Source organism: Pseudomonas putida, assembly GCF_028682175.1.
Classification (GTDB): domain Bacteria; phylum Pseudomonadota; class Gammaproteobacteria; order Pseudomonadales; family Pseudomonadaceae; genus Aquipseudomonas; species Aquipseudomonas putida_AD.
In genome coordinates this window covers 19,323-40,583 of record NZ_JANHKS010000021.1, presented here as the reverse complement: position 1 = coordinate 40,583, position 21,261 = coordinate 19,323, and the positions used below count along the sequence as shown (strand labels likewise).

19 protein-coding genes are annotated in these 21,261 nt (G+C 59.4%); 12 read left to right on the top strand and 7 right to left on the bottom strand.

Annotated elements, in window-relative coordinates; translation table 11 throughout:
• Window positions 1-126: 126 nt before the first annotated feature.
• From NPS29_RS16030 to NPS29_RS16020, 3 genes are all read right to left on the bottom strand, one after another.
• Window positions 127-1,455 (bottom strand): lysine N(6)-hydroxylase/L-ornithine N(5)-oxygenase family protein, encoded by a 1,329-nt coding sequence (locus tag NPS29_RS16030; RefSeq protein ID WP_274133712.1) that lies wholly within the window; start codon window positions 1,453-1,455, stop codon window positions 127-129.
• 162 nt (window positions 1,456-1,617) lie between these two features.
• Complete coding sequence (locus tag NPS29_RS16025) at window positions 1,618-3,312, bottom strand: multidrug ABC transporter permease/ATP-binding protein (protein WP_274133711.1); 1,695 nt, start codon at window positions 3,310-3,312, stop codon at window positions 1,618-1,620.
• A gap of 49 nt (window positions 3,313-3,361) precedes the next feature.
• Window positions 3,362-3,865, bottom strand: a complete 504-nt coding sequence (locus tag NPS29_RS16020; RefSeq protein ID WP_274133710.1) for a sigma-70 family RNA polymerase sigma factor — start codon at window positions 3,863-3,865, stop codon at window positions 3,362-3,364.
• A 582-nt stretch (window positions 3,866-4,447) separates the two neighbouring features.
• On the opposite strand from NPS29_RS16020, the gene NPS29_RS16015 reads away from it, so the two are divergent.
• The 5 genes from NPS29_RS16015 to NPS29_RS15995 all read left to right on the top strand — a co-directional run bounded on the left by NPS29_RS16015 (window position 4,448) and on the right by NPS29_RS15995 (window position 10,083).
• A complete protein-coding gene (locus NPS29_RS16015; RefSeq protein WP_274133709.1) occupies window positions 4,448-4,933 on the top strand; it encodes a hypothetical protein in 486 nt (161 codons plus the stop codon).
• A 128-nt stretch (window positions 4,934-5,061) separates the two neighbouring features.
• On the top strand, window positions 5,062-6,930 hold the full coding sequence (locus tag NPS29_RS16010) for a PAAR domain-containing protein (RefSeq protein WP_274133708.1): 1,869 nt from the start codon (window positions 5,062-5,064) through the stop codon (window positions 6,928-6,930).
• A complete protein-coding gene (locus tag NPS29_RS16005; RefSeq protein WP_274133707.1) occupies window positions 6,923-7,588 on the top strand; it encodes a DUF2931 family protein in 666 nt (221 codons plus the stop codon). The genes NPS29_RS16010 and NPS29_RS16005 overlap by 8 nt, the downstream gene beginning before the upstream one ends.
• A 180-nt stretch (window positions 7,589-7,768) precedes the next feature.
• Window positions 7,769-8,788 carry a nucleoid-associated protein gene (locus tag NPS29_RS16000; RefSeq protein WP_274133706.1) on the top strand — a complete coding sequence of 340 codons (1,020 nt, stop codon included), beginning with the start codon at window positions 7,769-7,771 and terminating at the stop codon, window positions 8,786-8,788.
• 29 nt (window positions 8,789-8,817) lie between these two features.
• Window positions 8,818-10,083, top strand: a complete 1,266-nt coding sequence (locus NPS29_RS15995; protein ID WP_274133705.1) for a hypothetical protein — start codon at window positions 8,818-8,820, stop codon at window positions 10,081-10,083.
• Window positions 10,084-10,151: 68 nt separating this feature from the next.
• Here NPS29_RS15995 and NPS29_RS15990 read toward each other — a convergent pair whose 3' ends face one another.
• Window positions 10,152-10,370 carry an SDR family oxidoreductase gene (locus NPS29_RS15990; protein WP_274133704.1) on the bottom strand — a complete coding sequence of 73 codons (219 nt, stop codon included), beginning with the start codon at window positions 10,368-10,370 and terminating at the stop codon, window positions 10,152-10,154.
• 10 nt (window positions 10,371-10,380) lie between these two features.
• Between NPS29_RS15990 and tnpB the strand changes: the two genes are divergently transcribed.
• From tnpB to NPS29_RS15975, 3 genes are all read left to right on the top strand, one after another.
• Complete coding sequence (gene tnpB, locus NPS29_RS15985) at window positions 10,381-10,632, top strand: IS66 family insertion sequence element accessory protein TnpB (RefSeq protein WP_274133703.1); 252 nt, start codon at window positions 10,381-10,383, stop codon at window positions 10,630-10,632.
• Window positions 10,633-10,870: 238 nt separating this feature from the next.
• A complete protein-coding gene (locus NPS29_RS15980; protein WP_274133735.1) occupies window positions 10,871-12,598 on the top strand; it encodes an OPT family oligopeptide transporter in 1,728 nt (575 codons plus the stop codon).
• A 128-nt stretch (window positions 12,599-12,726) separates the two neighbouring features.
• Window positions 12,727-13,026, top strand: coding sequence for a hypothetical protein (locus tag NPS29_RS15975; protein ID WP_274133702.1), 300 nt, complete (start codon window positions 12,727-12,729; stop codon window positions 13,024-13,026).
• A gap of 11 nt (window positions 13,027-13,037) precedes the next feature.
• Here NPS29_RS15975 and NPS29_RS15970 read toward each other — a convergent pair whose 3' ends face one another.
• Window positions 13,038-13,841 (bottom strand): molybdate ABC transporter substrate-binding protein, encoded by an 804-nt coding sequence (locus NPS29_RS15970; protein WP_274133701.1) that lies wholly within the window; start codon window positions 13,839-13,841, stop codon window positions 13,038-13,040.
• A gap of 157 nt (window positions 13,842-13,998) precedes the next feature.
• Between NPS29_RS15970 and NPS29_RS15965 the strand changes: the two genes are divergently transcribed.
• From NPS29_RS15965 to NPS29_RS15955, 3 genes are all read left to right on the top strand, one after another.
• Window positions 13,999-14,676, top strand: coding sequence for a response regulator transcription factor (locus tag NPS29_RS15965; RefSeq protein WP_274133700.1), 678 nt, complete (start codon window positions 13,999-14,001; stop codon window positions 14,674-14,676).
• A complete protein-coding gene (locus NPS29_RS15960) occupies window positions 14,654-16,054 on the top strand; it encodes a sensor histidine kinase (RefSeq protein WP_274133699.1) in 1,401 nt (466 codons plus the stop codon). Before NPS29_RS15965 ends, NPS29_RS15960 begins: the two co-directional genes overlap by 23 nt.
• Window positions 16,055-16,235: 181 nt before the next feature.
• Window positions 16,236-17,333, top strand: coding sequence for a D-alanyl-D-alanine carboxypeptidase family protein (locus tag NPS29_RS15955; protein WP_425312515.1), 1,098 nt, complete (start codon window positions 16,236-16,238; stop codon window positions 17,331-17,333).
• A 151-nt stretch (window positions 17,334-17,484) separates the two neighbouring features.
• Here NPS29_RS15955 and NPS29_RS15950 read toward each other — a convergent pair whose 3' ends face one another.
• Both NPS29_RS15950 and NPS29_RS15945 read right to left on the bottom strand, forming a co-directional pair.
• Window positions 17,485-18,411 (bottom strand): Gfo/Idh/MocA family protein, encoded by a 927-nt coding sequence (locus NPS29_RS15950; RefSeq protein WP_274133697.1) that lies wholly within the window; start codon window positions 18,409-18,411, stop codon window positions 17,485-17,487.
• A gap of 54 nt (window positions 18,412-18,465) precedes the next feature.
• Window positions 18,466-19,653, bottom strand: coding sequence for a XylR family transcriptional regulator (locus NPS29_RS15945; protein ID WP_274133696.1), 1,188 nt, complete (start codon window positions 19,651-19,653; stop codon window positions 18,466-18,468).
• Window positions 19,654-19,824: 171 nt separating this feature from the next.
• On the opposite strand from NPS29_RS15945, the gene xylA reads away from it, so the two are divergent.
• Window positions 19,825-21,141, top strand: coding sequence for a xylose isomerase (xylA, locus tag NPS29_RS15940; RefSeq protein WP_274133695.1), 1,317 nt, complete (start codon window positions 19,825-19,827; stop codon window positions 21,139-21,141).
• Window positions 21,142-21,261: the final 120 nt, after the last annotated feature.

Sequence of the window (21,261 nt, the reverse complement as noted above, 5' to 3'; positions counted from 1 at the left end):
TCTTTCACCTATTTGTTTCGGCAAGGCTCAACCCACAGACAGCCTCTCGGGCCGCCCGCAACGTTGTGAGAAAAGAGTGGGTGGCCGACCAGCAGCCACCGTGACGACGGGTGTGGCGGGCGCGGATCAGCGCGCCAGTTTCAACGCCACGCGCTCGTGGGCGCTGGCCGGTCGGCTGGCGCAGGACTGCTCGTGCCCGTCGAAAATCGACTCGACCACTTCCTGGGAACGCACCGCCAGCACGGACAGCAGAGTGTCACTCAGGCCGTGGCTGTCTTCGCAGCAGCCCTGGAGAAAAATGCCTGCGTCGCTGCCGGCGGTCAGTGGCAGGCGATAATTGCGGTCAACGCCTGCACCCTGAATGTGGTCCTGCACGCCTGCCAGCAACTCCAGGTGGTAGTCACGGCGGTAACCGGTGGCCAGCACCACGATGTCGAAGGACTCGCTGTGCATCTGGTCATGGGGAGCGTCGCGCAGGAACAGCTCGATGCCGGCGGCACTGACTTCGGCGTGGGCCACTTCGCGGTTGGTCAGCAGGCGATGACGCTGCTCGCCGCGCACCTTCTGGTGATAGAGGCGCTGGAAGATGGTCTCGATCAGGTCGTTGTCGACCACCGAATAGTTGGTGTTGCGGAACTCCGCGAACAGCGCGTCGCGGCGCTCCTCGCTGTGGTTGAAGATGGTGTCGGTGAACGACGGGTTGAAGATCTGGTTGACGAAGGGGCTGTCGTCGGACGGCTTGAGCGCGCTGCCGCGAATCACCAGGCTGGCCTCGACGTTGTCGAAACGGCTGGCCAGGTCTTCGAAGATTTCCGCCGCGCTCTGGCCGCCGCCCACCACCGCCACCCGCACCGGGCCCGGGCGGTTGGTCAGCAGTTTTTCGATGCCGCCACGGTAGCCGGCCGAGTGCAGTACGCGCGGATCGCTCAGGCCATCGAATGCCGCTGGCGCCTGGGGGATGCCACCGATACCGAACACCAGGTTGCGCGCCCGGCGCCGGGAAATGCCACCGCTCGGCCCACGGGACAGCACGTCCACCGCGACGAATCGGCCGTCCTGGAAATGCGGTTCGACCGAGATCACTTCCTCACCGTAGTGCGCCTGCTCGGCAAAGTGCGAGGCGGCCCAGCTCAGGTAGTCGGTGTATTCCTCGCGGGTCGGGAAGAAGGTCTTGAGGTTGATGAAGTCCTGCAGGCGCCCGCGCTCCTTCAGGTAATTGACGAAGGTGAAGCGGCTGGCCGGGTTGCGCTGGGTGACCAAGTCCTTGAGGAAGGAAATCTGCATGGTGGAGCCGTCGATCAGCATGCCTTCGTGCCAGTTGAACGCTGGCTTCTTCTCCAGGAAACACACCTTGGGCGCAAGACCGGTGCGCAGCGCATGCTCCTGGGTGGCGATGGCCAGTGCCAAATTGGACGGGCCGAATCCTATGCCGATGTAGTCGTAGACGAGTTCCATGCTTCCCTCTCGTTTGGAGCGATGCGCCCTCAGGTGGAGCCTTGCGTGACCCAGGTCACAGCGGCATTCGGGCAGTGAGAGCGCATCGAGAATGAGTAAGACTGATTATCATTACAAAGACGCCTGAGCCTTCAGGCTGTTTAGTCTCTTGCGATGAAAAACTTACAAAGCCTTTACGTTTTGCATCCGGTACGCGCCGCCGATCTCATGCACCGCATCGCGGCTGGCGTTTTCCCGGCGATCGCCCTGCAATTCGCTGAGCTGGCCGGACTCCATCTTCACCAGCCGGTCGGCCAGGTCGAAGTACTGGTCGTCGTGGCTGATCGCGAATACTGTAATGCCTGCCTGTTTGAACATCGGCAGCAGCTCGCGGTAGAAGAAGCGGCGAAACAGCGGATCCTGGTCGGCGGCCCACTCGTCCAGCAGCAGGATGTCGCGCTTCTCCAGCAGCGCCAGCAACAGCGCCAGACGCTTGCGCTGGCCTTGGGAGAAACGGGTGTCGAGCAGGTGCCCGTCGCCGATCTGCACCTTGTGCTTCATGTGCAGTTGTTCAAGCCAATGCTCGATGTGCGGCGCGTCGGCGTTCTCGCCCTTCTCCCCCAGCAACTGCGAGAACAGGTGAAAGTCGGTGAACACGCTGGCGAACAGGTGACGGTAGGCGAGCCAGTCGTCGGCGCCGATCGCCTGGCCATCGATCAGGATCACCCCGGCCGAGGGGCGATACAGCCCGCTGAGCAGGCGCGCCAGGCTGGACTTGCCGCTGCCGTTGCCGCCCATCAGGAACACCGTTTCGCCACGGCGCAGGGTCAGGTTGACCGGCCCGACGTCGAAGCCAGGCTCGTCGCCCTGGGGCGGGTAGTGATATTCCACGTCACGCAATTCCAGGGTCTGCCAATGGCCGGCGATGTGACTCGGGGCGACTTCGAAGCTGTCGTGGTGCTCGGCCAGGGCCAGGGATTCGACCTTGTCCAGCGCCACGCGCCCGGAGACCTGGGCCGGAATTGCCGCCACCGCCAGCACCAGCGGCGTGCGCATGAACAGCACGGTCAGCGCGTAGGTCGCTGCCACTTCCGTCGGCGCCCAGCCCAGGCCGTTGGCCAGGTAGAACGCCAGGCCAATGGTGCCCAGCACCATGATGTTCGCCCAGTTGCTGGCCAGGCCGTGGTAGCGGTCGGCCAGGGTGAAATGCTCGCGGTAGCGCAGTGCGGCGGCGTCGAAGGTTTCTTCGTACAGGCGGCGGGCGCGGTCGCGGTTGAGGGTCAGTTCCTTGCGCCCGTCGATCACGCCCTGATAGCTCTGGTACAGCTTGTCTTCGGACTCACGCAGCGCCCGGATGTGCGCGTTGAGCTTGCCCACCAGCAGCCAGCCGACACCCAGGGTGAAGGCCATCCAGCACAGGGTGGTGACGAACAGCGAAGGCGAAAGCCAGGCCAGGTAACTGAACGCCGCGACGCTCAACACCGTGCCGTAGATCAGGTCCGGCAACTGCACGAAGGCCATGGTCACGGCGCGGATGTCGCTGGACAGACTGGCAAAGATCTTCGCCCCGCCGATGGACTCGATGCGTTCGATGTTGGTGTCCAGCAGGCGCTTGACCATCACCCGGCGCAGGCCGTAGACGAAGCGATGCCCCAGCGCCGTCAGTGACAGCGAGGCACCGGACGCCAGCGCCAGCAGCACCACCAGCATCAGGCCGAACTGCCACAGCGCGGTGCCCAGACCGTCGTGGGTGCTGATCATGCGCTGGTTGACGAAGGCAATCACGCCCACGCTCAGCAGGCCGCTGCTGATGCTCAGCAACATCACCATCGCGAGCGGCCAGCGGTATTGCTGGAAGACCAGACGAACTAATTTCATGGATGACTCCGGGCAGTAAAAGCAAAGACAGAAAAAGTGAAAATCACGCTCAGATCTCGCCCAGCCGCGAACGACAGTGGGACAGCGTGTCGCGCAGGAGGAAATTGACCATGGTGGGCGAAGTGCCGATGACCTTGGCCACGTCGCGCTGGGTGTAACCCTGGATCTGGCTAAGGTTGAAGACGATGCGCATGCGCTTGGGCAGCTCGTTGAGGGCGCCGACCAGTTGGCTGACCGACTCGCGGCCCGCCAGCACCCGTTCCGGCGAGACCTCGAAGCGTTGCTGCTCGTCGAGTTCGGCTTCGACACCGTGGTTGCGCTCGAGACGCTGACGGCGCAGGCGATCGATGGCCAGGTTGCGCACCACACGGAACATGTAGCGCGCAGGCTCGATGGACGCCAGGTCGCTTTCGAGCATTTTCACGAAGGCATCCTGCACCACGTCTTCGGCGCGGGCACGACAGCCGAGGAATTTTGCAGCCAGGCGCAAGAGCCCTTCCCGATGGGTGTTGTAGGTGCCCATCAAGGCATCGAGATGAGGATCGATCGCCACACAGCCCCCGCCAGGTCCGGTTGCGCGAAGCCTGACTGGCTGGCTCATTGCAGGACGAAATTCCATGTTTTTCGACATCCCCGGATACAAAGGAACGCGAAGAATAACGCAAACGATTCTCATTGCAATGTAAGAAAATTTACCGTCTTGTGAAACTTTCGTTATAACGGCGTGGTCGTTTTGTTGTCCGACGAGTGGCGGCAAGATGATGGCCAAATCAATTCAAGCAACTGATTTTTAAGCGTTTTTCCGATTATAGAAGATTGTCGGACGAAGGGATTATTCAGGCTAGACGAGGATTTTTGCCTGTCAAAAAAATGTTTCATGGACGATACATTTCGATTTGAAGCTGAGACTTGCGTCGCAGATTTGGTCAGGCCAGTCTGACCTTTTCGCGTTAAACCCCGTGAAGTCGATGAGTCCCTATCTGTAGGAAATGGACTAGTGATCTGAAAGAAAAGCCCTCACCACAGCCTACCTTTCCCTCCTCCCCCGCGCTGCCTGCCTCACGCCATTCTGATCCCGATCACGCTTCCTCCATGCACGGAGAAGCACGACATCGTCACGGAAATGGATACCGATATGAAGCCTCTAACCCCCTCTCCCTATACCAACGAAGCCACACCTGAGTTACTGCTGCGAATGGATCAAGCTGTCTTCACTGACGAACAGATCGCAGAATTTGACGTCGAGTCCCAAGCGATGATTCGTCAGCAACAGGAGTACTGCAAGGCCCACCCAGTGACCGGTATTTACCGACTCGCGACGGAGGGCAGCCAGACGCGCGACGGCGGTGTAATCGAGAAAACCAGTTCAGTTGTGACATTCACGCTCGATGATGACCAAAAGGTCCGGGGCGTGCACAAGGGTGATCAAGCGATCTATCCCGATGGCAGCAGCGCCAGAATAATCACTGGTGCAGGTAGCGAATACTCCGACATCGCACTGGTCGGTAGTCGCCTCGACAACGGCGACGAAATCATCAACACGCTTCAATGGGACGTCGTCCTGGTGATGCGCAAAGGCGTATCCATGCCCGAAGATTTTCTCCCGCCAGTTAGCGACTGACCTTTTGGCCGATCCCTTGGCTGCAGTGATTTCAATCACACCCCAGCCAGGCATCCCCAACGTCGACCGCCGCAGCTTAAGCCTCCAAAACCGCACGGACGCGGATCCTGAACAGGGATAAAAACCAAATGATCAAAGGATATTTCATTCGCGAAAATGACCGCACCACCTGCGGCGGGATCGTGCTGGATTCGGACCCTCGCGTCGTCATGCGCGGTAAGGCTCATGTTCGCGAAGGTGACCGGGTCACCTGCGGTGTAGATGGCAAGGCCTATCGAATCGAAGGTGGCGTTTCTTACATCATCAGCCATGGCAGACCCGTGGCGGGGACACTGGACAGCTTCAGTACTTGCCCCTGCCGGGCAGCATTGATTGCTTCCAGTCATGCGGGTTTCTATTACAAAGCGAGCACTCCTGCGGCACACCGGCCGGCAAGTACGCCGCAAGCGCGAGGTGAAACGAGTCCCGCCCCGCTGGTCGCGCGTACACCAGTCAGCTCAACCAACAGCCGCCCCCCTTCCAAGCCACAAGCTGTGGAGATCGAGGAAGAAGAGGAAGAAGTCGAACTGGAGCAACTGATCACACTGCGCCTGGGCGTGTTCTTCGACGGCACCGGTAACAATCAGGCAAACAGCGAAAGCGTCGCGGGATGCATGGCGCGTGATGTGGGATTGGAGGACCAGGCCGAGGAGATTCAGCGGTTCTGTGCGGAGCATGGATACGGTGTGGACGGGAGTACCCCGGACAATAGTTACGGCAATGACACCAGCAACATCGCTCGGCTGTACGACCTGTACACGGATCAGTCGGACGTAGCGATTGGCCCGGAGGCAGAAGAGGCATCCCTGAAGGTTTACTTAGAGGGGATTGGGACAGTCAGTGGAAGTGCCGACGCCTTATACGCTCAGGCAACCGGGCGTGGAAAAACCGGGGTGCTTGCTCGGGTAGAGCAGAGTCCATCGTTGATCCTCAGGAGTCTGCGGTTATTCATCCAGAACAACCCAGATGTCCGGATCAAACAGATTGAGGTTGATGTCTTCGGCTTTAGCCGTGGAGCAGCTGCGGCTCGTCACTTTGCCAACGATATTCGTAATGGAGCTAGCAGCATGCTGGCCAACGCTTTGCCAGCCGGTTCTCCAGTGTTGGTGGAAGGTTTCGCTTGGAAGGTTCACCGCGATGTCAGCCTGAACTTTATAGGCTTGTTCGACACGGTTCCCGGCATCGTTTCTCCGCTGACAGGCGATTTTAGTCCTGGCAACAATCGTAACGCCGGCCTCAACCTAGGGTTGCCGTTGGGCTCTGCCCGCAAAATCGTGCAACTGGTCGCGCGCGATGAGCATCGCCTGAATTTCGCCCTGATTCGTACTGAGCACGATATCGTTCTCCCCGGATCGCATTCGGACATTGGAGGCGGCTACCTGCCCCGAATGCGCGAACGGTTGCTGGTCAGCAAACCGACCAGCAGCCTGGAAATGAAAACTACCCCCAACGAGCGTTCGGTCGCTTATTCATGGGCACGTAGCTCCATCGGCCCATTGGTCAGCAGTTTGGTTACACAGGGAATCGCGCTGGACATGCATACCTGGTCGGTGGATGAACAGCGCATCAGGGACAATCTGATTCCGGATAAAAAACGCGTCTACGTCGTGACCAGAATTGAGCGTGAAGTGTATGGGGATTTGTCGAAGGTTTATTTGCGGGTGATGCGCGAGCTTGGCGTGCGTCATGGCGTGCCATTCAGAAAAATCCCCCAATCTCAATCAACGGCTTTACCGCCGGACCTAGAATCTATCGCGACAAAGCTCCAGGCTTACGCGCTGGGGGAATCAAACAATTCGCGCTTGACCGAGGCGGAAGAGTCGTTGCTGCTTCGACGGTATATCCACCTGTCTGCGAGTTGGAACGCCATCAAAGACCGGAACAATACCGATGTCCGAATCCTGTTCGTCAATCGGCCTGCCGATGAGCACCAGCGGGTTACACACGCCAATGAATAAACGCAAAACAGCATTGTGGCTGCTGTTGATAATGGTCCTCATCGGATGCAGCAGTAATCCCGGTCACGCCTCGCCGCTTCCTTACGATTCGTGGCGACTGGGGTTCTTCGCCCCCAACTATATGGAAGTGTGGATCGAAACCGCCGATGTCGTCGATATCAAGGACAGGTGGTTCAAGCGTGCGATGAGCGGGGTGGCAGCGATTCAGACCCCACCGAATCTGAAGGGAAGACCGAACGGTTGGCCACAGCGCCCTGGCGCGGGGGCCGGCAAACAGGTTTCAGGGGCAAATCTTCCTCGCTTCATCTACGTGCGCTGGCAATCGTTGGCAGAACCCCAGACTTACCAGGCCTACATCGAAATACCTGAGGCCATTCGCAAAGCGATGGTCAAAGGTGAGCGAGCATTTTGCAAGGCTGATGGCAAATGGATCACGGGCTATAGGGAGGCGATTACCGTGGGTTTAGCACCCGGAGGCGTTGCCAAGACCTGGCTGCATGGTGGTTGCCTCGACCCTATTGAAGTGAGTCGCGTGCAAGGCGCAGTAGTCACGAAAGGCCCTGACTTAGGACGCTCCAACGGGCGTTATGCGCTGGAGTTGGAGCCTGAATCTCAAGCCTACATCGACAAGTTCGGGATTCCCTATGACTCGTGGTGATGGATGCGCAGCATTCTTTTTACTGAGTCAGAGCACCATCTTGGCGGTGACTGACAAGACAGCTAAAAACAGATGAAAAGCGCTTTATCTGAGAGTGGCTTCGTGCCATTATTCGTTATTAATTCACAAATGAAACGTTTAAAACGCCCTCATATTTGATGGGAAACGATAAGGAAGCCCATGCTAGCAGTTCTCAAAGGATTTGTTTTCCACAAGATCGAAACCATCCAACACAATAAGTTGGTTACTGTCGTCCCGCGAGAAAAGCAGATTGACTTGCCCGACGCACGAGCTAATAAGCTTGTAGAGAGCATTCTCTCCAGTTATCAGGGCGAAGGCAATATGGCATATGCTCGAATCTTACCTGCCAGCTGGTTTGATACGAAGACCAAGCAATACACAAGCGGAGAACTGGATTTCTATAAGTATTCGAGAGATGCACTTGCTCAGCTTCAAAATGAGATGAGCAAAGAGCCAGCTTCGACAGGAGGGTTTCTAACCATCATCGACTACCTCATTGATGAAACACCCAACCTGATGGTGGTTTTAATTAAAAACGCCAAGGGTATTGGTATTAACGATGAGCTAGACCTTGAAGAGATTGATACTTTAGACATTGACAAGCTCCACTTCGCTGCAAATATTGATCTTGCTCGTTGGGCGACTCACGACGAAGATGACAACTCTCCTCATGTGTCGTTTTTAAAAGGAAAAAGTAGAAAAGATACGGTTGTGGGGTATTTCAAAACTTTTCTTGGGATTGATGAAAATGCATACCTTGACCCATCAAAACACACTCAGCAGCTTGTCGCCGCCATTAAAAACTACTGCGAACTTTACAAAAGCGAGGATGAAGCCCTCGCCAGTCGTCGCGCGATACAAGAGTGGGCGGACATTAAAATAGCCAACAATGAACCTATCACCCTAAATGAAGTCGCCAACCAACTTGAGCCCGGCGACCCGAAGAATTTCATTAATTATCTGACAGAACACAAAATTGAAATACCATCAGAGTTCGAGCCTGTATCCAAATACCTCAAGCAGTTGATTAAATACCGAGTGGCGGGCCCCAATAAAGAATACACCTTATCATTCGAGCAAACAGCCCTCGAGAACAAAACGATCTATTTGAATGCTGATGAGAACTTGGTCATCACCAAGATTCCTGAGCATATCAAAGCAGCGATACCTAAATTTTGATGCCGACTACAATTATAGCAATCCAAGACTTGGAAGTAATTTTGGAGCTTTGCACGTTGGCAAAGCTTGGCTGGAACGGCGGAAAACTGCATGGCCAGCTAACTGGTTCCAAGCGAACATTTGAGCTAGTAAAAAAGCTCAATGAGTCAGACTTTACAGAGATCCAATTTCGTATCGGCTCACGGATCACTTCTATTACGGATATCGGCCCAAACCTCGAATTCTCCGTTGAAATTTCTCCGCCGCGAGGCTGGCAGTGCGCCCTTGCAAAAAATGATGAAGACTTGCTTTCAATTGCCAATATTCATTCACTGCCTGAAAATTTTGCACTCACACAAACCGGCTACAAGTCATGGGATTCTTCAATAGCCGAATGCGATAGACCTTCCATCGTCAAAGCCTCTGACTTGCTCAAACACCTACAGACGGAAACCATTGTAGAAACCCTCGATGGACGTTTTGTGCTGAGCAACTACGATAGTAAAATAACGATACCTTACACAGTCGCGACTGAAACGATCCATCGATCATCGGAGTCCGTCAAAGTCGCAATCGACGGCCTCAAGGAGCTTTTCGCAGACTCCCTACACTCATCCGAAAAAAAACGTATTTTACGCAACGCGTTATTATCCAGCTTAAAAGCATGCGATGAAAATCAGCGACTTGGGCACTTCCTCCTTCACAGTGCAGAAATAATCAATAACGCGCAACACAACTACGAATTATTCGTCTCGGGCTTCTCATTCCAAAACGATTTGGAAAAACTCCAAGAGCAAAAACGAGACTTTAGTGTCAAGCTGAACGGATTGCTTATTGGAATACAAGGCAAGCTTCTTGCCATCCCCGCATCTACAATATTGGCGACAACACAATTAAAGGACGAAGGTGACGCCAATTACGTGATAGTAAATTCCTCCATCATGGCCTCCTCACTGTTTTTCTTGGTTATTATCGTATGGCTTATCAGAAGCCAAATGCTTGCTATTAAATCGATCGAATCCGAAATAATGCAGAAAGAAAAACGATTCAAACTTGAGCTGCCTAGACTATTCCTCGAAGTAAAGGCGATATTCGACAGCCTGAAATCCGACTGTAAACTCAACTTGCGAATGGCTTGGATTCTTATCATCTTGTCGTTCCTGTTTACATTTGTGACATGGCATATTTTCTTGGTGAAAACCAACGAAATATTTTGGATGGTCGATGCGGCACGAGACTCAGTAACCGAATGCACAGGCTGGCTGCTCGGCAAGTACAATCAGCTAGTGCATGTCCTTGCAATCTTCCGCCGATAAATCAGGAAGATTTCGGTAAACGAATTCCCCGCACCCTCTTGGAAGTAGGGTAACGAGATGGGCCCCACTTACGGCAAATTCACAAACCGACCGCCATCCACCAGCAAAGATGCGGCAGTCACGTATCCGGCCACTTCTGAGGCCAGAGACACGATGGGACCGGCGTCCTCTGGCTGGCCAAGACGACCCAGTGGTGTGCGTGAGCTTATATAGGCGAGCTTCTCGTCGGCCAAGTTTTCCTGATCGATGTACAAGCGATGCATGCCCCCTACATTCCAAGCTTTCATCTGATGCTCGATGCTGTGCTCTCGATTTTCTAAGGAGCCCGTTCGTCGTGATGCGACCCGATGCAAAAGTCGAAAATGTCTGTCTTTACCCAAGCCCGTCGACTTTCGAAAATCCCTTGACGGCTTGGCGGGGTTGGTCGAGCTGCATATCAAGGTCGCGGTCTTTGACCCAGTGCTTGTTGTTTTCCTCAACAAGCCGCGCAACCGCATGAAGATCTTGTACTGTGAACCAACGGCTTCTGCCTATGGCTCAAATGCTTGAAATCCAAACGTTTAAAAACGTCGCCCCACGTGACGCAGAGGCGAGCTTCCACCTCCCAGCAAATCAACTGGATGGTCGGCAGCTTTGACCTCTGGCATAACCGTCCTCATCAGGTTTTGCGCCGCGATTCGTGGCCCAATTCGGTATAGTCCAAGGAATGAATACTGTGCCCGAAAACCTCGGTGACGATCCTCCACTACTCAAGCGCTTTGAGAAAGCACCGGGTCGCCACGCTGCAATGCCGCCGCAAGACATCCGCATCGAGCGCGAACTAAGCCCGCGCGCGGTACTCACCGGCGCCGTGCTGGGTATCCTGCTGACCCCCTCGAACGTGTACGCGGGCTTGAAGATCGGCTGGTCGTTCAACATGTCGATCATCGCGCTGCTGGTGGGCTTTGGCCTGTGGCAGAGCCTGGCGCGGCGCAACGGCAAGCTGCCGGCCTGGACGCTGCATGAAAGCAACATCAACCAGACCGTGGCTTCGGCTGCCGCGTCGATCATTTCCGGGGGATTGGTGGCGCCGATTCCCGCCTACACCTTGCTTACCGGCCAGCAACTGGACCCGGTGCCGATGATGGCCTGGGTGTTTTCCGTGAGTTTTCTGGGCATCTGGATCGCCTGGTACCTGCGCCCTTCCCTGCTCAACGATCACGGCCTGAAATTTCCCGAGGGCATGGCAACGCTGGAAACCCTGCAGCACATCTACCGCCATGGCCAGGAGGCAGTAGTGCGGATCAAGGTGTTGTTCGGCGCGGCGTTATTGTCGGGGTTGGTGAAGTGGGTGGATGGCTTCATCTGGGCCATCCCGCGCTGGGCGCCGACGGCGCAACTGGAACGGCTGACCTTCACCCTCGATCCGTCACTATTGCTGGTAGGTTTTGGCGGGATCATCGGCATTCGTGTCGGGCTGACGCTGCTGTTCGGCGCGCTGCTGGCCTGGGGTGGGTTGGCGCCCTGGCTGATCGGGCACGGTTGGGTGCTGCTAGCGCCTGATGCCAGCGGGCCGCAGTTCGCCAAACTGGTGGAGTGGTTGTTGTGGCCCGGTGTGAGCCTGATGGTGTGTTCGACGCTCACCGCTCTGGCGGTGCGGTTGTTCAAGGCACCGAGGCGTGTGTCGGCCAGCGACACGCCTAAGGCCAAGGCGCCTTTCTCGGCTGGTCCCGCGCTGGGGCTGCTGCTGTCCATTGCGCTGGTGGTGGGCTTGCAAGCGGCGCTGTTCGGAATCGATCTGTGGATGGCCTTGCTGAGCATTCCGCTGGCGATCTGTCTTGCGGTGGTGGCGGCGCGGGTGGTGGGTGCCACTGGAATTGCGCCCATTGGCGCCATTGGCAAGCTGTCGCAACTGACCTTCGGGCTGATCGCCCCCGGTCAGGTGCCGATCAACCTGATGAGCGCCAATACCGCCGGCGGCGCGGCCGGTCAGTCCACGGACCTGATGAACGATTTCAAGGTGGGCCTGGCGATTGGCGCAACGCCGAAGAAACAGGTAGTGGCGCAGTGCATCGGGATCTTCATCGGCAGCGTGGTGGGGGTGTTGGTGTACATGGCGCTGATTCCCGATCCGCAGCACATGCTGCTGACCGAGCAATGGCCGGCCCCAGCCGTTGCCACCTGGAAGGCCGTGGCGCAAACCCTGACCCATGGGCTGGAATCGCTGTCGCCAGAGATTGGCTGGGCGATTTTCCTGGGCGCGCTGGCCGGCGTACTGCTGGGGACGCTGGACAGCCTGCTGCCGCAACGCCTGGCTCGCTGGCTGCCGAGCACTGCGGCACTGGGGCTGGCGTTCGTGTTGCCCGCGTCAACCTCGCTGATGATGGGGCTTGGCGCCTTGCTGACCTGGATCGTCAGCCGCCGCTGGCCCAGCCTCACCGAACGGTTCGCAATCACCGCCGCCGCCGGGTTGATTGCCGGGGAAAGCATCGTCGGGGTGGGTGCGTCGTTCTGGGAGATGTTCAGGAGTTTTTGAGGGATTCGCAATCGCCACAGCCTCGTAGCAGCACGACCGGGCGGCGTTCCGCTTGCCGGCGTCAGCGTTCTTGAGTACGCCCCCGCCGGCAAGCCGTGCTGCTACGGGGCCGGGGTGAGACACGAATCTTGCGAACACTCAAATCATCCGTAGCAGCCGGGCTTGCCCGCGGGAGCGATCTTGAAGGCGCCGACGCCGGCAAGCCGGACTGCTACGGACACATCCCCGCGCAATCAACCCTTCAAACTATCGATTGTATCGATAACCAACATACGCAAGATCGCCGTTCATTTTGCCGGCGCAGTTCAGGATCATGGCAACCTCGAAAACCCGAACAAGGATTGCCCCCGATGTCCATCAACATGACCATTCTGCTGATGCTGATTGTTTCCTTCTCCATTGCATTGGCAGGTGTCGGGCAGTTCTGAAATCGTGTCCCTCAGCGCAGCGGCATCAGCCCGCCTCGTTCCACGGCCTTGCTCGAGGCGCCGGAGCGCAACCAGGCGAGCAGCGCCGCGGCCACGGCCGGGTGCGGACTGCCTTTGACAAGGCCTGCCGAGTAGAGCTTCATCTGCTGGAGCGCGTCGGGAATCAGGCCGACGACCTCGATGCCGCTCACCGATTTCAACTCGCTCATCTGCTGCAGCCCAATCTGCGCCTCTCCCCTGGCCACGGTTTCACCGGCCGAATTCCCCTCCACCAGTCTGTTCTTGAAATCCTCGGGCAACTGCATGTGCGGGAACAGCCAGTGGGTCAGGTACATGCCGCTGGCGTTGTTGGAATACGCCACTGACGGCGCACTCACCAGGGTCTCGCGAAACGCTGCCTGGCTGCCGATATCCGGCCTGGCGCTGCCTGCGCGCACGGCTACGGCAATGAAGGATTTGCCGAAATCGATCCGCGACGCGCTGTCCACTCGCCCCTGGGCCACCAGGGTGTCCATGGTCGAACGGGCGCTGAGCACCACATCTGCCGCCTGGGCCGCCGCCAGTTCGGCACCGGTGGATTGACGCGACGCCTCGGAGAACTGCACCACCGCAAGCTTCGTCCCGCTGACGGTTTCATATTCGGTGACCAGGCTCTGCACGGCGGCGGTGATGGCATCGGCACTGAACAGCGTCAGGGTGACGGGCGGTGTTTTTGCAGCTGACTTTACAGATGTCTTTGCAGGCGCTGCGGCTTGAGTCTGGCTGCAGCACAGCAACGAAAGGCCCAGCACCAGGGCCGTCAATGAACGTCTCACAGAGGGTGCTTCCTCGGGGGTAAAGGGTCGAACGCTAACCCAGAGCTGCCCCATCGAGCATTAACCCAGGTTAAGAAAAGTTTAGTTTGCCCTATGGCGGTCCAGTTTTGGGTACCGATGACCGTACAATGGCCGGTCATCCCAACCGGAGCACCCCATGAACCGAGCGTTGGTCATCGAGGATGACGAGGTCACCGCCCAGGGCATCATCGCCGAACTCGCCGCCCACGGCTTCACCACCCAATGGGCCGACAATGGCCGCGAGGGCCTGTCGCTGGCCATTGCCGGCGGTCATGACGTCATTACCCTGGACCGTATGCTGCCGGACTTCGACGGCCTGACCATCGTCAGCACCCTGCGCCAGCTCAATATCCAGACACCGGTGCTGATGATCAGTGCGCTGTCGGATGTGGACGAGCGCGTGCGCGGGCTGCGTTCCGGTGGTGACGATTACCTGACCAAACCGTTTTCCATGGTCGAGATGGTGGCGCGCCTCGAAGTGCTGTTGCGCAACCCCGCCGCCACCGGCGCCGATCATTGCCTGTGCCTGGGCAACCTCAAGCTTGAGCTGATCGACCAGCGCCTGACCTGCGACGGCACCCCCATCGCCCTGCTGCCCACCGAATTCAAGCTGTTGACCTACCTGCTGCGCAACGCCGGGCAACTGGTCACCCGCACCATGCTGTTCCAGGAAGTCTGGGGCTATCACTTCGATCCGGGCACCAACATCATCGAGGTGCACATCGGGCGCTTGCGCAAGAAGATCGAAGGCCTTGCCACGCCAGTGATCCAGACCGTACGGGGAGCGGGCTATGTTCTGGTCGAAAAGGACTGACCGCTGGCGCTCCAGCAACAGTCGGCTGATCGGCCTGTACGCACTGTTTTTCGTGGCCTGGGGGGCGATGTTCACCGGCGTGTTGTACTGGGAAATCTCCCAGTACCTGGGCAAGGTCGCCGAACGCACGCTGATGCAGCGGGCCCATTACTACCAGAAGATCGACGACGCCTCGCTGGTCGGTGAACTGGCCGCCAGCGAAGCCTACGCCGTCACCGGCATCGACGCCTACGGCCTGTTCGAGGCGGACGGCACGCACATCGCAGGCGACCTGCTAAAGCTGCGCTCCAGCCTGCCCGACGATGGCCGGGTGCACTATCTGGAGCGCGGCCTGAGCATTGCCCAGCCCGATGAGCAAACCCGCAGCAGCCATGCCTTGCGGGTGAATCGACCGGACGGTCGGATCCTGATTCTGGCCCGCGACGGCGGCTCGATTTCAGCCGTTGGCGGGATCATCGGCCAGGCGTTGTTCTGGGGTCTGTCGCTGACGCTGATTCCTGGGCTGATCGGATGGAGACTGTTGCGCCGCAGGCCCTTGCGCCGGGTCGAACGCTTGCAGCGCAGTACCGAACGCATCGTCTCGGGCAACCTGCGCGAACGCCTGCCGCTGTCGACCCGCCGCGACGAACTGGACATGCTCGCCAACGCAGTGAACATCATGCTCGAACACATCGAGCAACTGATGCACGAGGTCAAAAGCGTGTGCGACGGCATCGCCCATGACCTGCGCACCCCGCTCACGCGCCTGCGCACGCGGCTGTACCAACTCCAGCAACTGCCTCTGGAAACCGGCCACAGCCACACGTTGAACCTGGCACTGGAAGAAAGCGAGTCGATCATGCTGCGTTTCCAGGGCTTGCTGCGCATCTCGGAGCTGGAAGACACTCGCCGCCGGGGCGCCTTCCAGACGCTCGCCGCCGATGAACTGCTGCGTCAGGCCCATGAGTTCTACGAGCCCATGGCCCATGACAAGGGCCAGGTCCTGCTGCTGCAACTGGCGGCTGATATCCCGCCGTTGCAAGGCGACGCGGCGCTGCTGTTCGAGGCTCTGGTAAACCTGCTGGACAACGCGATCAAGTTCACGCCCCAAGGCGGGACCATCCTGCTGGGATGCCGTCAGGAGGCAGACCGGGTGCTGATCGAGGTCAGCGACAACGGGCCCGGCATCGCACCCAACGAGCGCAGCAGCGTGACCCGCAGGCTCTATCGGGGCGACACTTCGCGCCAGACACCGGGGCATGGCCTTGGCCTGTCGCTGGTCACGGCGGTGGCCAGGCTGCATGGCTTCAACCTGAGCATCGAGGATGGCGAAGGCGGCCGCGGCACTCGGGTGCTGATCGCTTGCCCGCTGCATGGCACTGCGGGGGGGCCAACATAAACTTTTCTTAACTTCGCTTCATTTGAGGCCCTGGCGCGCTGCCACTAGTTTGGCGGCCCTTCTGTCCAGCCAAGGCCCCTATTCCGTGAAGCATCCGATCCTGCGGCTCAGCCTGTTTCTCGTCTGTTCGCACCTGACCTGCGCCTTTGCGGCGCCCATTCCGGCAGGCCCGTCCGGCGCGATGATCCCGGCGCCGCCGCAACTCACCGCCAAGGCCTGGGTGCTGATGGACGCCGCCAGCGGCAATGTGATCGCCAGCGAAGAGCCGGACGAGCGCCTGCCCCCTGCGAGCCTGACCAAGCTGATGACGGTGTACGTCGCCACCCGGCAGATGCAGGCCGGCGGGCTCAAGGCCGATGACCTGGTGACCGTCAGCGAGAACGCCTGGCACACCGGAGGCTCGCGTATGTTCCTGGTTCCCGGCAGCCAGGTCTCGGTCCACGACTTGCTCAAGGGCGTGGTCATCGACTCGGGCAATGACGCGGCGGTGGCGCTCTCGGAGCACATCGCCGGCAGCGAAGACAGCTTCGCCGGGCTGATGAACAACACCGCGCAGAAACTGGGCCTGAACAACACTCACTTCATGAACCCTACGGGCCTGCCAGCCGAGGGGCATTATTCGTCAGCCGATGACATGGCCAGACTGGCCCGGGCAATCATCAACGACGAGACCGCCTACTACGAGCTGTACGCCCACAAGCACTTCACCTGGAACGGCATCAAGCAGCCCAACCGCAACCTGCTGCTGTGGCGCGACAACACGGTCGATGGCTTGAAAACCGGGCACACCGAGGCGGCCGGCTACTGCATGGTGACCTCCGCGATACGCGATGGCCGACGCCTGATTACCGCCACCTTCGGCTCCACCAGCATCGCCAACCGGGCGGCCGATGCGGAAAAACTGCTGACCTACGGCTACCGTTTCTACGACACCCAGACCTACCAGAAAGCCGGGCAGACGCTGACCACGCCCATGGTCTGGAAAGCCGACAGTCGTACCCTGCAGGTCGGCCTGCTGGATGACGTCAGCCTGACGCTGCCCAAGAACCCGCACCGCAAGACCGAAACCCGCCTGCACATCGACAAACCGCTGGTGGCGCCCATCGCCGTGGGTGACGTGGTAGGAACTTACGCGCTGTACGAAGGCGAGACCAAACTCGCCGAACGGCCGCTCATCGCACTGCAAGCCACCGAACCCGGCTCGCTGCTGAGCCGGGCCTGGGACACGTTGCGGCTGTTCGTGGGGAATCTGTTCGGGGAGTGGTCCGAGGCTGCGTAAGCATGACGCCCGAATGTTGAATGTCGGGCTCGCCTCGGACCCGTAGCAGCACGGCTTGCCGGCGGGAGCGTCGTGTCAGGCGATACATCGGTGGCTGATCCACCGCCCCCGCCGGCAAGCCGTGCTGCTACGGGATTTGCGTCAGGTTTTGTCACTCATGAAACGCCGCCACCGTATGCTTGCTGCCGACAAAAAAACTGTCTGCCACGATGCGCAGCGGTTGCAGGTCCAGATCACTCTGGCGGTCCGCGACCAACTGCGCAAAGTGCCGGTACATCGCCGGGTATTCGCCCTCCTCCGACACCCGCTGCGTCACACCATCCAGGGTGACCTGGGCACCGCCCGAATCCAGCCTCAGCGTGCCTTCCTCGCAGTGCAGCTCGATGCGCCACAGCTCGTTGTCGCTGTGGTCGAAATCGAATTCGGCCAAGACTTTTACCTGCCCGGCGCCACGAATCCTAAGGTCCGCAGCAATGGGCGACTGGCAATTGTCCGGCACGCTCAGCGCAGCGGACTCGACGAACAGCGAACCCGGCAGCAAATCCGTGACGATGGACAGCGCATTGATCCCCGGATCGAACACCCCCAGCCCGCCCGCCTGCCAGATCCATGTCTGCCCGGGGTGCCATTTGCGCACCTGCTCTTTCCACTCCACGCGTACCTGTTTGAGGGTCTTGCCCACGAGCCAGTCTTTGGCAGTCTGCACCCCCGGCGCGAAACGCGAATGCCAGGCGAACAGGCCCGTCACACCGGCGGTTTCCACGTCATCGACCAACGCCATGGCTTCCCCCAGGGTCGAGCACGGCGGTTTTTCCACCAGCACGTGCTTGCCGGCATCCAGCGCCTGCTGCACCAGGGCAAAGCGCCCTTGTGGCGGGGTGCAGAAGGCAATCGCATCCACGTGCGGTCCTGTGCCGAGCAACTCGGCCAGCGAGCTGAAATTGGCAACGCCCGGGCACGGCTGGCCCAGTGTGGCCACTGCCACCAGCTCGAACTGCGGGTTGGCGAGTATCGCCGGCACGTGCTGGTCCTGCGCGATCTTGCCGTAGCCCACCAGCCCTAAACGAATCGGATGCATCGATGACTCCTGTGATGTTGTCGTTGTTTTTTACAGAACCCGCTTCAAAGCGAATCAGTGAACTGGCGCCGTGACGTCCTGCTGGTATTCCCGTGGCGTGCAGCCGAATTCCCGGCGAAACACCGTATGCAGGTACTGCGCGGACTTGAAGCCGCAGTGCTGCGCGATGTCGGCGATGGCCGAGTCGGTTTTCTCAAGCCGGGCCGCTGCTGCCGCCAGTTTGAAGCGCAGGATTTCATCGTGCACGCTGCAACCGCGCGCCTTGCGGAAGTGCGACTCCAGCGATGACCGTGAAATGCCGACGTAACCCGCCACCTGCGCGGTCTTGATGCCCTGGCAGGCATACTGGCGAATGAAGTGCAGCGCCTGCATCACGTAAGGGTTGCCCAGCGGTTGGTGCAGACTGGACGCCTGCACGTTGATCGCCTCGGGCGGCACCAGGATCTGGCTGGTGGTCGAGGGCACGCCGTGCAGCATCTGATGCAGTAACCGCGCGGCGGTGCGGCCCATGCTCTGGGTGCCCTGGATCACCGAGCTGAGAGGCACGCGGGTCAGGGTGCGGGTCAAGGGATCGTTGTCGATACCGATCAGCGCCACTTGCTCGGGCACCGCGATCCCGGCGGTCAGGCAAGCCTGCAACAACTGTCGGGCGCGGGCGTCGCTGACCGCGATGATGCCGATCGGCTTGGGCAGGCTGCGCAGCCAGGCGATCTGCTGCTCCACGGCGCTGTCCCAGAGCGGCGCGCTGGTGCCCAGGCCGCGATAGATTTCACCGTGCAAACCGTCGCGCTTGAGCAGGCGGCGAAAGGCCCGCTCGCGCTCCTGGGCCCAGCGGTTGCTGTGGGATTCGGGCAGGCTGAAACAGGCGAAACGGGTCAAACCGGCTTCGATCAGATGCTCGTACGCCAGCTTGATCAGGGCGAAGTTGTCCGTCGCCACGTAGGGAATGTTCTTCGGGTAGGCGTCCGGGTCTTCATAAGAGCCGCCCACCGCCACCACCGGCAGTTTGCTCGCAGCCAGCGCTTCACCGATCAGCGGGTCGTCGAAGTCGGCAATGATGCCGTCGCCCTGCCAGCGCTCGATGCCCTTGAGGCGGCAGAGAAAGTCCTCCTCCAGGAACAGGTCCCAGGACGCGCGGGTGCTGCTCAGGTAATTGCCGATGCCGGTGATGATGCCGCGGTCGTAGATTTTGCCGCCATTGAACAACAAGGCGATGCGGTGAACGGGCGGGACGGTTTTCATTGTTTTCCCCGGGCCTGTCTCGAACAGATGGCACAGACTAGGCCTGCGCAGGCGGAATCTCAATACTCAAAATCGAACACCGGGTTGGTGATTTTCGTAATCGGAAGGCCTGGGGCCGTTGCTAGTATCGGGTCAATCGCAGCTCGAACCAGAACAACAAGGAACCTGACGATGCCCTGCTTCCCCCAGATCGACCGCATTCGCTACGAAGGCCCGGACAGCGAATCGCCCCTCGCCTTCCGCCACTACGACGCCGACAAAGAAGTGCTTGGCAAACCGATGCGCGAGCACCTGCGCATGGCCGCCTGCTACTGGCACACCTTCGTATGGCCGGGTGCCGACATGTTCGGCGTCGGCACCTTCAAGCGGCCCTGGAGCAAACCCGGTGACGCCATGGAGCTGGCGCGGTTCAAGGCAGAGGCCGCATTCGAGTTCTTCTCCAAGCTGGGCATCGACTACTACAGCTTCCACGACACCGACGTCGCCCCCGAAGGCGCGAGCCTGAGAGAGTACAGCCGCAACTTCGCGCAGATGGTCGATGAACTGGAGCGGCACCAGGAGCAGAGCGGCATCCGCCTGTTGTGGGGCACCGCCAACTGCTTCAGCAATCCGCGTTTCGCGGCAGGTGCGGCGAGCAACCCCGATCCGGAAATCTTCGCCTGCGCCGCCACCCAGGTGTTCAGTGCGATGAACGCCACCCAACGGCTCAAAGGTGCTAACTATGTGTTGTGGGGCGGTCGCGAAGGCTATGAAACCCTGCTCAACACCGACCTCAAGCGTGAGCGTGAACAACTGGGGCGCTTCATGCGCATGGTGGTCGAGCACAAGCACAAGATCGGCTTCAAGGGTGACCTGCTGATCGAACCCAAGCCGCAGGAGCCCACCAAGCACCAGTACGATTACGACAGCGCCACGGTGTTTGGCTTCCTGCATCAGTTCGGGCTGGAGAAGGAGATCAAGGTCAATATCGAGGCCAACCACGCGACCCTGGCAGGCCACAGTTTTCACCATGAGATCGCCACCGCGGCGTCGCTGGGCATCTTCGGCAGCATCGACGCCAACCGCGGCGATCCGCAGAACGGCTGGGACACCGACCAGTTCCCCAACAGCGTCGAAGAGCTGACCCTGGCCACTTACGAAATTCTCAAGGCAGGCGGCTTCAAGAGCGGCGGCTTCAACTTCGACTCCAAGGTACGTCGCCAGAGCCTGGACGAAATCGACCTGTTCTACGGCCACGTGGCTGCCATGGATGTGCTTGCGCTGGCCCTGGAACGCGCCGCCGCGATGATCGAGAACGACGTGCTGCAACAGTTCAAGACCCAGCGCTATGCCGGGTGGGACAAGCCCTTCGGCCAGGCGGTGCTATCCGGGGATTACAGCCTCGAGTCCCTGGCCCAGCACGCGCTGACCCATGACCTCGACCCGCAGGCGGTCAGTGGGCGGCAGGAGATGCTGGAGGGGGTGGTGAACCGGTTTATTTACCGCTAACGGTTTAACACCGACCGTAGCAGCACGGCTTGCCGGCGGGGGCGGACTTGAAATCGCCCCGCGGGCAAGCCCAGCTGCTACGGGTGGATCGACATGCATTCTGACGGTGACAATCTCGCG